The following is a 12712-nucleotide window of genomic DNA, read 5'->3' as shown; positions in this document are numbered from 1 at the left end:
AGGATGTAAAAAGGTCGTCTGAAAACGTTTATAGGGTTTTCAGACGACCTTTGCAGCTACTATCTAGGCTGTTCAATAAAGCCCATCATACTTTGTAAATCATCCGATCGGAATACAAGGCATTCTTTATCTACCTCTTCTGGTTTAATATCCATTGGAGTATATGCTTTTCTACCTTCTTCTTTTTCTTTCAATTCTATTTTTGAAGGAGGGCACAAAATTTTCAGATTATTTGCATTTACCCATAATTTTCCATAAAGAAATACATCATCCTTGCCATGACTTAAAGCTGGCTTAGAATATTTATTAGAAAATTTTTTCTCCTTTATTTTTAACTCGGAAGGCTTTAAACCCGTACGTTCAAAATAAGGTTTATTAACCTTAAACCATGAATAGTCTGTTTGAACAAAATCTATTGTTCGAAATATATTTTCTAATCTTAGCCCACTAGATAATTGAAAAAGTTGCAATATTGAAGATGAAATAATTATTGAAAGTATAAATAAAAAAGGCATTATTAATATAGTTAAAATCACAGCATGAGGCTTACCTCTTCTAATCCCTTCAAGTTTGTATAGAGACTTGGCTCCTAAAACAAAAAATGTCCAAAATATAGCAGGAATAAACGCACCTAAAACTGTTGAAATACTCCAGAACCCTATCCATGACATAAATAAAGAAAAAACAACCATAAGTAGAGTTAAGGTTTTTTCAAAAATACTAGATTTATCCTTTTGTGAGAAAATAATACAAACAGGAATTAAAAATTGCGTTAATCCAAAAAAGAAAACAATTGCAGCAGAAAATAAAATCCCACTAACTCCACCATTAGCTAAAATATCTGTAAAAAATATAGATGAATTTACTCTAGAAAGATAGATAATTAAGAATAGAAAACCAATACCCGACAAAATAGGAAGAAATGCTAAAAATATTGCAGTATAAAAATATACTTTTTCCAATGTATTCTTACCATTTAACACCTCCTCTAATTTAGATATTTCATTTAGATTTCGTACTAGACAATCCAATTTATCTTGCAAAGATTTAAAACTAATATCTTTTTGAATATATGATATCTTTTTCTTAATTTCTTTGTAATTTGAATCACTATCCTCAATAAATTTCAACAACTTCTCATCGCAAATGATAGGTTTTGGGATAATAGAAATTTCTCTTCCAATTAAATGTGAAAAATATTCTTTTCTACCAAGCCTTTTAGCTAATCCATATATAATTAAAATCTGATTTAGATGTTTTTTACATTGATTAATGTCATATTCCAACTCTTTATTCTTATCGATGCTCCTTCGAATACTCGAGATACCTTTCTTTAAATTATCTATTTTAATAGCAATAATTCTACTATCCAGATTAATTCTATCATCTTCAAGTTTTTTAATATCAGATTGAATTGATTGGATTGCTTCATAAAACTTGATGTATGTATCAATATTTTTCAATGCATCGTTCATCTCAATGCGCCTCTTCCCAATTCCTCCCCACGCCCACTTCCGCCACAAGCGGCACTTTCAACAACCCTTCATCCACTTTCGCCATAATCTGCGGCAGTTTTTCTTTCACTAAATCCAGTTCGGCTTCGGGTACTTCCAGCACCAATTCGTCATGTACCTGCATAATCAGTTTGCTTTGCAAGAGGTCGTCTGAAAGCCAGCGGGACACGTCTATCATGGCGCGTTTGATGAGGTCGGAGGCGGTGCCTTGCATAGGGGCGTTGATGGCGGCGCGTTCGGCTCCGGCGCGGGCGTTGGCGTTTTTGTTGCGGATGTCGGGCAGGTAGAGGCGGCGGCCGAACAGGGTTTCGACGAAGCCTTGGGCGGCGGCTTGTTCTTTGGTGCGCTGCATGTATTCGGCGACGCCGGGGTAGCGGGCGAAGTAGCGGTCGATGAAGGTTTTGGCGGACAGGTTGTCTATGCCCAGCGATTTGGCGAGGCCGTATTGGCCCATGCCGTAAATGAGGCCGAAGTTGATGGTTTTGGCGTAGCGGCGTTGTTCGGGCGAAACGTTTTCGGGGGCGATGCCGAATACTTCGGCGGCGGTGCGGCGGTGTACGTCTTCGCCGTTTTGGAACGCGGCGATGAGGGTTTTGTCGCCGGAGAGGTGCGCCATGATGCGCAGCTCGATTTGGGAATAGTCGGCGGAAACGATGACGCTGCCTTGCGGTGCGGTGAAGGCGCGGCGCACGCGGCGGCCTTCGGCGGTGCGGATGGGGATGTTTTGCAGATTGGGGTTGTTGCTGGCGAGGCGGCCGGTAATGGCGACGGCTTGGGCGTAGGTGGTATGCACGCGGCCGTCTTTGGGGGAAATCATTTCGGGCAGTTTGTCGGTGTAGGTGGATTTGAGTTTCGCCAGGCTGCGGTTTTGCAGGATGATTTTGGGCAGAGGGTAGTCGGGCGCGAGCTGTTCGAGCACGGCTTCGTTGGTGGAAATGCCGCCTTTGGCGGTTTTTTTCAGGCCTTTGGTGGGGATGCCCATTTTGTCGAACAGGATTTCTTGAAGCTGTTTGGGCGAGTTGAGGTTGAACGGCTGGCCTGCGGCGGCGTAGGCTTCTTGTTCGAGCTTCATCAGTTCGGCGCCGAGTTCTGCGCTTTGGCGGGCGAGTTCGGCGCGGTCGATTTGTACGCCGTTGCGTTCCATTTCAAACAATACCTGCGCGACGGGCAGCTCCATTTTTTCATACATTTCAAGCTGTTTGGCGTCCATTTGCGCACGCAGGTGCGCTTCGAGGCGCAGGGCGAAATCGGCGTCTTGGGCGGCGTATTCGGTCGCCTGCTCGATGGCGACATCGGCAAAACCGATTTGCTTCGCGCCTTTGCCGCATAGCGATTCGTAGGTAATGGTTTCCAAGCCGAGCCAGCGTTCGGACAATTCGTCCAAGCCGTGTCCGAGATGGCTCTCGATGATGTAGGAAGCGAGCATGGCGTCGCCGGCAATGCCGTTCAGGGCAATGCCGTAGTTGGCGAAAACGTGTTGGTCGTATTTGAGGTTTTGCCCGATTTTTTTCAGGGCGGGGTTTTCCAAATGCGGTTTCAGACGACCTAATACGTCCTGCAAATCAAGCTGTTCGGGCGCGGCGGTCAGGCTGTGCCCTACGGGGATGTAAACCGCTCCGCCCGCTTGGAACGCGATGCTGATGCCGACCAGCGCGGCGTTCATCGCGTCTAGGGACGTGGTTTCCGTATCGATGCCGATGGCGTCCGCCCGCGACAGTTTGTCTAACAAGGCGGCAAACTGCGCTTCGGTGGTAATGGCTTGATAATCCAGCTTTTCGGGGGCGGGGGCATGTTCTATGATTTTTTCAGACGACGTTTCCATGTCCAACGCCGCCTGTTCGCCTATCGTATCGCTGCCGAACAAATCGCCGGCCGCCGCTTCGTGCATACGGCTTTCCGCTTCTTTCAACCAAGTGCGGAAGCCCCAGCGTTTGAAATCGATCGCAAGCTGCGACCATTTCGGCGAAGTGCGGCGCAGGCTTTCGAGGCCGTCTGAAAGCTCGGTGTGCAAGTCCACATCGGTTTTAATCGTCACCAAATCATACGAAAGCGGCAGTTGGGGCAGCGCGGCTTGCAGGTTTTCGCCGACCTTGCCCTTGATTTCCGCAGCATGTTCCATCACACCAGCCAGCGAACCGTAGGCTTCCAGCCACTTCACTGCCGTTTTCGGGCCGCACTTCTCCACGCCCGGCACATTGTCCACCTTGTCGCCCATCAGCGCGAGATAATCGCGGATTTGGTCGGGGCGCACACCGAATTTTTCCTTCACGCCTTCAATGTCCAGCGTTTCGCCGCTCATCGTGTTCACCAGCGTTACGCGCTCGTTTACCAACTGCGCCATATCCTTATCTCCGGTGGACACCACCACATTCCAACCAGCTTCGCCTGCCATCGCCGCCAGCGTGCCGATAACGTCGTCCGCTTCGACTTGCGGAATCACCAGCACCGGCCAGCCCATCAGCCGCACCAAATCCGGCAAGGCTTCCGCCTGCGGGCGCAAATCGTCCGGCATCGGCGGGCGCGTCGCCTTGTAGTCGGGGAACATCTCGTGGCGGAAATTCTTGCCCTTCGCATCAAACACCACCGCGCAATAATCATGCACATAATCCGCCCGCAGCCGGCGCAACATGTTCAACACGCCATAAAGCGCACCCGTCGGCGCACCGTCAGGCGCGGTCAATTGCGCCATCGCGTGATAAGCGCGGTAAAGATAAGAAGAGCCGTCAACGAGGAGGAGAGTGGGTTTGGACATGATAAGGCACCTGAAAAAATCAATAATAAGCGGATTATAAAGGAGGAGGCCGTCTGAAAGTTTGCCGCGGGGCTGGAATTTCGGCAAACACCCCCATTTAGCGGCCTGTTCCGTTTTATTTTGCCGAAGCCGGCGTTTTCAGACGGCCTCCATCCGATTAACCTCCTCCGAACGAGAAACCGATATGAGCGACAACGTATTACTAAACCTCGGCGATGAGCCGCGCTATTCCGACATCCGCCCCGCCGACATCAAGCCCGCGATGCAGGCCGCGATGGCCGAAGCCCGTGCCGCCATCGCCGAAATCAAGGCACAGCCCGAATCATCATGGGCGAACACGGTCGAACGGCTGACCGGCATCACCGAACGCGTCGGCCGCATTTGGGGCGTGGTATCCCATCTCAATTCCGTGGTCGATACCCCCGAACTGCGCGCCGAATACAACGCCCTGATGCCCGAAGTAACCGTCTTCTTTACCGAAATCGGCCAAGACATCGAACTGTACAACCGTTTCAAAGCCATCAAAGCCTCGCCCGAATTCGCCGCCTTGAACGAAGCGCAGAAAACCAAGCTGGAACACGACTTGCGCGACTTCGTGTTGAGCGGTGCGGAACTGCCGCCGGAAAAACAGGCACGGCTGGCCGAATTGCAGACCGAAGGGGCGCAGCTGGCCGCCCGCTTTTCACAAAACGTGCTCGACGCAACCGATGCCTTTGCCCTGTATTTCCCTGACGAAGGCCGTCTGAAAGGCCTGACCGACGACGAAAAAGCCATGTTTGCCGCCGCAGCCGAAGCGGAAGGCAAAAGCGGCTACAAAATCGGATTGCAGATGCCGCACTATCTGGCCGTGATGAAACACGCCGACGACCGCGAATTGCGCGCCGAAATCTACCGCGCCTACGTTACCCGCGCCAGCGAACTGTCTGACGGCGGAAAATACGACAACACCGCCGACATCACCCGCCGCTTGGAAATCTCGCTGGAAGAAGCGCGGATTTTGGGTTTCGCCAACTACGCCGAACTCTCGCTGGCCACCAAAATGGCCGAATCGCCGCAACAGGTTCTGACCTTTCTGCACGACCTCGCCGCCCGCGCCAAACCGTTCGGCGAAAAAGATTTGGCCGAAGTCCGCGATTTTGCCCGCGAACATCTGGGCCTGAACGAATTGGCGGTATACGACATCACCTATGCCGGCGAAAAACTGCGCGAAGCAAAATACGCTTTCTCCGAAACCGAAGTCAAACGCTACTTCCCCGCCGACAAAGTGCTGGCCGGACTGTTCGCCCAAATCGGCCGCCTCTACGGCGTCAAACTCGCCGAACGCACCGTGCCCGTGTGGCATCCCGACGTGCGCTATTTCGAATTGGAAAAAGACGGCTCGGTCATCGGCGGCGTTTACATGGACTTATACGCCCGCGAAGGCAAACGCGGCGGCGCATGGATGAACGACTACAAAGGCCGCCGCCGCCTGCCCGACGGCACCCTGCAGCTGCCAACCGCCTACCTCGTCTGTAACTTCACCCCGCCCGTCAACGGCAAACCCGCCTACCTCAGTCACGACGAAATCGTTACCCTCTTCCATGAAACCGGGCACGGCCTGCACCACCTGCTGACCCGCGTGGACGAACTGGGCGTGTCCGGCATCAACGGCGTGGAATGGGACGCGGTAGAACTGCCGAGCCAGTTTATGGAAAACTTCGCCTGGGAATACCAAACGCTGGCCGACATGTCAGCACACGAAGAAAGCGGCCGGCCGCTGCCGCGCGAACTGTTCGACAAAATGCTGGCGGCGAAAAACTTCCAAGTCGGCCTGTTCTTGGCGCGGCAGATGGAATTCGGCCTTTTCGACATGCGGATTTACAGCGAAACCGAAGAAGGCCGTCTGAAAAACTGGCCGCAGGTGCTGGACGAAGTACGCGCGGAAGTCGCTGTCATCAAACAACCCGACTACAACCGCTTCGCCAACAGCTTCGGCCACATCTTCGCCGGCGGCTACTCCGCAGGCTATTACAGCTATGCCTGGGCCGAAGTGCTGAGTGCCGACGCTTATGCCGCCTTTGAAGAAAGCGACGACATCGGGCAGACCGGCGCGCATTTCTGGAACGAAATCCTCTCGCGCGGCGGCTCGCGCAGCGCGATGGAATCCTTCAAAGCCTTCCGCGGCCGCGAACCGCAGGTGGATGCATTGCTGCGGCACCTGGGCTTGCAGGAAGCATAAACCCTTTCTTTTCAATTCGTTTGAGGCCGTCTGAAAAACGGGAAGCAAATATTTTTCAGACGGCCTCAAAAAAGTATTGACAAGTATTCCGCAGCACTATATTATTTGCGCTTCCTTTCTTAGGGTCGTTAGCTCAGTCGGTAGAGCAGCGGACTTTTAATCCGTTGGTCGAGCGTTCGAATCGCTCACGACCCACCAAACTACACTTTTAAAAGAAAATCGGCCTACCCGCTGATTTTCTTTTTTTTTGCCTATTTTTCCGCTTCAAAATTCAAGCGGGAAGTTAGCGGTGGGAAATAGTGAAAGGCCGTCTGAAAAACCTTAAAACGGTTTTTCAGACGGCCTCTTTTCGTTACAAGCCGGATTACTGTTTGCGGCTGCCGTAGTCGGCGGCGGCGGTAAACAACACATCGGTGGAAGAATTCAGCGCGGTTTCGCACGAATCCTGCACCACGCCGATAACGAAGCCGACGGCTACTACCTGCATGGCAACATCGTTGTCGATGTTGAACAAGCTGCACGCCAGCGGAATCAGCAGCAACGAACCGCCGGCCACGCCGGACGCGCCGCACGCGCTGACAGTGGCCACAAGGCTCAGCAGCAAAGCGGTGAGGAAATCGACTTGGATGCCTTGGGTATGGGCGGCGGCTAAGGCCAGCACGGTAATGGTGATGGCGGCTCCGGCCATATTGATGGTCGCACCCAACGGGATGGAGATGGAATAGGTGTCTTCATGCAGGCCGAGTTTTTTCGCCAAAGCCATGTTGACGGGAATATTGGCGGCGGACGAGCGGGTGAAAAACGCGTTTACGCCGCTTTCACGCAAACAGGTCAGCACCAGCGGATACGGGTTTTTCTTAATTTTCCACCAAACAATCAGCGGGTTGAACACGAATGCGACAAACAGCATACAGCCCACCAGCACCACGAGGAGGCGGAAATAGTCTTTTAACGCCCCAAAACCGGTAGCCGCCAATGTGGCGGAAATCAGGCCGAAAATACCCAGCGGTGCAAAGCGGATAACCCAGCCGACGATATTAGACACGGCGTCAGCCATATCGGCCACCATCGAACGTGTGGCGGCGGAAGCATGGCGCAGGGCGAAACCCAGCATCAGGGCCCAAGCGAGGATACCGATGTAGTTACCGCCGGAAAGGGCTTTAATCGGATTGTCCACCAAATTCAGCAGTACGGTTTTCAATACTTCGCCAATACCGGAAGGGGCTGCGGAATCGACGTTGCCGCCGATTAATTTCAGCTCGGTCGGAAAAGCCAGGCCGGCGGCCACGGCCACCAGTGCCGCACCCAATGTGCCAAGCAGATAAAGCAGCAGAATCGGCTTGATATGGGTTTCGTTGCCCTTTTGATGCTTGGTGATGGCCGCCGTTACCAGTACAAACACCAGAAACGGAGCCACGGCTTTCAGCGCGCCGACGAACATGTCGCCGAAAATACCCGCTGTTTTGGCGGCGGACGGGGATACGATGTATAGCAGTACGCCCAAAACCAGACCGATGGCGATTTGCTGCACGGTGCTGGTGCGTTTGAGTGCCCGCAGGAAGGGATTGTTCGTTGTCATTGTGTTATCTTAACCTGATTTGAGAAAGGCTTACATTCTATAAGAAACGGAATGGATTGGATAGCCGCCGAGGCCGTCTGAAAACAGTAAAGGCGGTTCAGGCATCCGGCAGACGCGACATCCAAACCGCGCTGGCCAGACAGATGGCGGCCGCACCTGCGGTTATCCACCATTGGTCGGGGAAGCGGTAGAGCATCATCAGGCAGGACGCGGTCATCATGGTGTAGGCAAGGTATTTGGCGCGGCGCGGTACGGCGCGTTTCTCTTCCCAGTTTTGCACCATCGGGCCGAAATAAGGATGGCGGTGCAGCCACCGGTGAAAACGCGGCGAGGCTCGCGCCCAGCAGGCGGCGGCCAGCAGAACGAACGGCGTGGTCGGCAGGACGGGAAGCACGATGCCGATGACGCCCAACAGCAGCGACACTGCGCCTGCCGTCCAAAAAAGCCAGCGCAAAATCATTTATTATCCTCCGCTTTATGAAACGGACAGCCCTGCGGAATCTCCAATGCGTCCCAACCGCTTTTGCCCATTTTTTCCAGCAGCGCGATGTTGCGGCCGAAAATGGCTTCGGCATCGGGAAAGGCTTCGGCGGCTTTGGCGATGCTGTCTTCCCGAATCAGGTGCAGGGTTGGATAGGGGCTGCGGTTGGTGTAGTTGCCGATGTCGTCGGCCTCCGTGCCCTCGAAGCGGAAATCGGGATGGAAGGGGGCGATTTGGATGATACCCTCCAAGCCGTTGTCGATAACGGCCTGATCGGCGAAATCGAGCATGTCGTTAAACTGCATGAAGTCGGTAAACAATGACGGATGCACCAGCAACGTGGTTTCCAATTCGTCCGGCGGCGAGTCGGCCAACAATGCCAGTTCGCGGTCGAGGTCTTCGAGGAAACCGTCGGTGTGTTTGGCGGTGCTGACGGCAATCCGCACGCGGTTTTTCACATGCGGCGCCTTGGCGAACGGACACAGGTTCAAGCCGATAACGGCTTTTTCGAGCCAGATGCGGGTATGTTCGGCGGCTGTGGCGGCAATATTGTTCATGTTTTCGGGCTTCAGTTGAAAATGACTCGCAATCATACGGTTTTTCGCAGCCGAAATAAAGCTTCAGGCCGTCTGAAAAACGCTGCGGCGGCCTTTTCAGACGGCCTCTGTGGTAATCCCCCCACTTTGACTATACAATCCGTGCCGTGCTTTTTCAGACGGCCTTATCTATATTATTTCGCTGAAAAAGCAGATAAAAAATCCGTTTTGCCCGAAATTCGGCATTTCGCGGCGGACGGGCGTGTAAATAAAGGAAGGGAAACCGTGTTCTACCAGATTCTCGCCCTGCTGATTTGGAGCAGTTCGTTTATCGCCGCCAAATTCGCCTACACCATGCTCGATGCGGCATTGATGGTACAGGCGCGCCTGCTGATTTCCGTGCTTATCGTATTGCCCGTCTGCCGCCGTTATCTCGACAAAATCCCGAAAGACAAATGGAAGCCGCTGCTGTGGCTGTCTTTCCTCAATTATGTCGCGGTATTGATGCTGCAATTCATCGGCCTGAAATACACTTCCGCCGCCAGTGCGGAAACCGTAATCGGGCTAGACCCGCTGCTGATGGTGTTTATTGGCCATTTCTTCTTCCGCGACAAGGCGGAGTGGTATCACTGGCTGTGCGGCCTGACTGCCTTTGCCGGCGTCGTCATCATGATTGCGGGCGGGCATAACGGCGGCAACATCGGCTTCTGGGGCTGCCTGATGATTGTGGCGGGCAGCGCGGTGTTTTGCAGCATTACCCGCCCGACGCAGAATCTGATTGCCGACATCGGCGCACCGGCCTACACCTCGCTCTCGCTGGCCGTATCCGCCGTGATGTGCCTGCCGTTTTCGCTGCTGCTGGCCGAAAGCTATCAAATCAACTGGAGCTGGTCGGGCGGCATCGCCCTGCTCTACCTCGGCATCTGTTGCAGCTGGTTCGGCTATTGGCTGTGGAACAAAGGCATGAGCCGCGTTCCCGCCAACCTCTCCGGCCTGCTGCTCACGCTGGAACCGGTGTTCGGCATTCTGATGGCCGTCATCGTGCTCGACGAATACATTTCCACCGTATCGGGCTTGGGAATGATGATTGTCGTCGCCTCGGCATTTGCGGCGGTGGTTCTGCCCAAAGTGTTGCCGAAACGGCCGGAAAACGGCAAGGCCGCCTGAAACCGCAGGCGGAAGCTTCCAGTTATCGCAACCGCGTTTTCAGACGGCCTTTCTCGCCCGAGACGAAACGGCGTACAATCGCGCGTTTGATTTTCCATTTATTTTTCAGACGGCCTCTACACCTTCGGAGGCCGTCTGAAACACTTGAAACAGGCATACACACATGACCCACATGATTTACCCCAAAACTTACGACGTCATCGTCGTCGGCGGCGGCCACGCAGGTACGGAAGCCGCGCTTGCCGCCGCACGCATGGGCGCGCAGACGCTTTTGCTCACACACAACATCGAAACGCTCGGACAAATGTCGTGCAACCCCTCCATCGGCGGCATCGGCAAAGGTCATCTCGTGCGCGAACTCGACGCGCTCGGCGGCGCGATGGCGCTGGCAACCGACAAATCAGGCATCCAGTTCCGCCGTCTGAACGCCAGCAAAGGCGCGGCAGTTCGTGCCACGCGCGCGCAGGCAGACCGCATCCTGTATAAAGCCGCCATCCGCGAAATGCTGGAAAACCAAGAAAACCTCGACCTCTTCCAGCAGTCGGTTGACGACGTTACCCTCGACGGCGACCGCATCAGCGGCGTAATCACCGCGATGGGCGTGGAATTTAAAGCCCGCGCCGTCGTGCTGACCGCAGGCACGTTTTTGTCCGGCAAAATCCACATCGGTTTGGAAAACTACGAAGGCGGCCGCGCCGGCGACCCCGCCGCCAAATCGCTGGGCGGACGTTTGCGCGAATTGAACCTGCCGCAAGGCCGTCTGAAAACCGGCACGCCGCCGCGTATCGACGGGCGCACGATTGATTTCTCCCAGCTCACCGAACAGCCCGGCGACACGCCCGTACCCGTCTTTTCCGTGCGCGGCAACGCCGAAATGCACCCGCGCCAAGTGTCCTGCTGGATTACGCATACCAATTTGAAAACCCACGACATTATCCGCTCAGGCTTCGACCGCAGCCCCATGTTCACCGGCAAAATCGAAGGCGTCGGCCCGCGCTATTGTCCGTCTATCGAAGACAAAATCAACCGCTTCGCCGACAAAGACAGCCATCAGATTTTCCTCGAACCCGAAGGCCTGACGACCAACGAATACTACCCCAACGGTATCTCCACCAGCCTGCCGTTCGACATCCAAATCGCGCTCGTGCGCAGCATGAAAGGCCTGGAAAACGCCCATATCCTGCGCCCCGGCTACGCCATCGAATACGACTACTTCGACCCGCGCAACCTCAAAGCCAGCCTCGAAACCAAAACCATCCAAGGCCTCTTCTTCGCCGGACAAATCAACGGCACGACCGGCTACGAAGAAGCCGCCGCACAAGGCCTGCTCGCAGGCGCGAACGCCGTGCAATACGTCCGCGAACAAGACCCGCTCCTGCTGCGCCGCGAACAAGCCTACCTCGGCGTATTGGTGGACGACCTCATCACCAAAGGCGTGAACGAACCTTACCGCATGTTCACCAGCCGCGCCGAATACCGCCTGCAACTCAGGGAAGACAACGCCGACATGCGCCTGACCGAAGACGGCTACAAAATCGGCTTGGTGAGTGAAGAACAATGGCGCATGTTCAACGAAAAACGCGAAGCCATCGAACGCGAAATCCAACGTTTGAAAACAACGTGGTACACGCCGCAAAAACTCGCCGAAGAAGAGCAGCTGCGCGTATTCGGCCAAAAGCTCAGCCGCGAAGCCAACCTGCACGACCTCCTGCGCCGCCCGAACCTCGACTACGCCGCGCTGATGACCCTGCCTGACGCACAACCTGAAACCGCACTTGCCGACAGCGTGGTCGAACAAGTCGAAATCCAAGTTAAATACCAAGGCTATATCGACCGCCAAAACGAAGAAATCGACAGCCGCCGCGACATTGAAACCTTAAAGCTGCCCGAGGATATCGATTACAGCAAAGTCAAAGGTTTGTCGGCAGAAGTGCAACAAAAGCTCAACCAGCACAAACCCGAAACCGTCGGCCAAGCCAGCCGTATTTCCGGCGTAACCCCTGCCGCCATCGCATTGCTGATGGTGCATTTGAAACGCGGGTTTAAAGGGGCGAAGTAGGCTGCCTGAAAGTGCAGGCTGCGCACAAATAACCGTCATGAAACAATAGGAATGAAATCCGTTTTTCAGACGGCACGAAGATTTCGGGCGCATACCACGCGCCCATACATGAACGTTTTCAAAACCATAAGAGAATTAAAATGAAACATTTGACAAAATTACTGGCAACCGCATTGCTGGTTTTGGGTTTGAATCAGGCAGTTTGGGCGGATGACGCATCGGATTTTCGCGAGACCTTGCAGTTGGCGGAACAGGGGGTTGCCGAAGCCCAAAATAATCTGGGTGCGATGTATTACAACGGATATGGCGTGCGCCAAGACTATGCTGAAGCGCTCAGATGGTATCGCCAAGCAGCTGAGCAGGGGATTGCCGAAGCCCAATATAATTTGGGTGTGATGTATGACAA

General features: G+C 53.8%; 9 protein-coding genes and 1 tRNA gene. 5 read left to right on the top strand and 5 right to left on the bottom strand.

From position 1 onward, the window contains the following. Window positions 1-59: 59 nt before the first annotated feature. A complete protein-coding gene (locus HMPREF3107_RS08755; RefSeq protein WP_070454982.1) occupies window positions 60-1475 on the bottom strand; it encodes an MFS transporter in 1416 nt (471 codons plus the stop codon). A gap of 1 nt (window position 1476) precedes the next feature. Continuing rightward, entirely contained in the window at window positions 1477-4269 is a 2793-nt protein-coding gene (polA, locus tag HMPREF3107_RS08750) for a DNA polymerase I (RefSeq protein WP_070455079.1), read from the bottom strand. Window positions 4270-4450: 181 nt separating this feature from the next. On the opposite strand from polA, the gene HMPREF3107_RS08745 reads away from it, so the two are divergent. Continuing rightward, window positions 4451-6484, top strand: a complete 2034-nt coding sequence (locus HMPREF3107_RS08745; RefSeq protein ID WP_070454981.1) for a M3 family metallopeptidase — start codon at window positions 4451-4453, stop codon at window positions 6482-6484. Window positions 6485-6606: 122 nt separating this feature from the next. After that, window positions 6607-6682: transfer RNA gene (locus tag HMPREF3107_RS08740), tRNA-Lys, on the top strand. Window positions 6683-6848: 166 nt separating this feature from the next. Here the strand turns inward: HMPREF3107_RS08740 and sstT are convergent. From sstT to HMPREF3107_RS08725, 3 genes are all read right to left on the bottom strand, one after another. Beyond that, window positions 6849-8063 (bottom strand): serine/threonine transporter SstT, encoded by a 1215-nt coding sequence (gene sstT, locus HMPREF3107_RS08735; protein WP_070454980.1) that lies wholly within the window; start codon window positions 8061-8063, stop codon window positions 6849-6851. A 97-nt stretch (window positions 8064-8160) separates the two neighbouring features. Then, window positions 8161-8520 carry a YbaN family protein gene (locus HMPREF3107_RS08730; RefSeq protein ID WP_200147084.1) on the bottom strand — a complete coding sequence of 120 codons (360 nt, stop codon included), beginning with the start codon at window positions 8518-8520 and terminating at the stop codon, window positions 8161-8163. Continuing rightward, a complete protein-coding gene (locus HMPREF3107_RS08725) occupies window positions 8520-9101 on the bottom strand; it encodes a DUF1415 domain-containing protein (protein ID WP_070455077.1) in 582 nt (193 codons plus the stop codon). Before HMPREF3107_RS08725 ends, HMPREF3107_RS08730 begins: the two co-directional genes overlap by 1 nt. Before the next feature lie 264 nt (window positions 9102-9365). On the opposite strand from HMPREF3107_RS08725, the gene HMPREF3107_RS08720 reads away from it, so the two are divergent. From HMPREF3107_RS08720 to HMPREF3107_RS12190, 3 genes are all read left to right on the top strand, one after another. Then, complete coding sequence (locus HMPREF3107_RS08720) at window positions 9366-10247, top strand: DMT family transporter (protein WP_070455078.1); 882 nt, start codon at window positions 9366-9368, stop codon at window positions 10245-10247. 163 nt (window positions 10248-10410) lie between these two features. Continuing rightward, a complete protein-coding gene (gene mnmG, locus HMPREF3107_RS08715; RefSeq protein ID WP_070454978.1) occupies window positions 10411-12306 on the top strand; it encodes a tRNA uridine-5-carboxymethylaminomethyl(34) synthesis enzyme MnmG in 1896 nt (631 codons plus the stop codon). Window positions 12307-12446: 140 nt separating this feature from the next. Next, window positions 12447-12712, top strand: a 266-nt coding sequence (locus HMPREF3107_RS12190; RefSeq protein WP_168160541.1) for a tetratricopeptide repeat protein, incomplete at its 3' end; no start/stop codon positions are given.

The organism is Neisseria sp. HMSC31F04 (assembly GCF_001807735.1).
GTDB classification, from domain to species: Bacteria; Pseudomonadota; Gammaproteobacteria; order Burkholderiales; family Neisseriaceae; genus Neisseria; species Neisseria elongata.
The sequence above is the reverse complement of the archived record's forward strand: the minus strand, read 5'-3'. Positions and strand labels throughout refer to the sequence as shown.

Bases quoted from the DNA above. Each gene is read 5' to 3' on its own strand.
- mnmG (WP_070454978.1), top strand. From the start codon at position 10,411: ATGACCCACATGATTTACCCCAAAACTTACGACGTCATCGTCGTCGGC.
- sstT (WP_070454980.1), bottom strand. From the start codon at position 8,063: ATGACAACGAACAATCCCTTCCTGCGGGCACTCAAACGCACCAGCACC.
- HMPREF3107_RS08755 (WP_070454982.1), bottom strand. From the start codon at position 1,475: ATGAACGATGCATTGAAAAATATTGATACATACATCAAGTTTTATGAA.
- HMPREF3107_RS08725 (WP_070455077.1), bottom strand. From the start codon at position 9,101: ATGAACAATATTGCCGCCACAGCCGCCGAACATACCCGCATCTGGCTC.
- HMPREF3107_RS08745 (WP_070454981.1), top strand. From the start codon at position 4,451: ATGAGCGACAACGTATTACTAAACCTCGGCGATGAGCCGCGCTATTCC.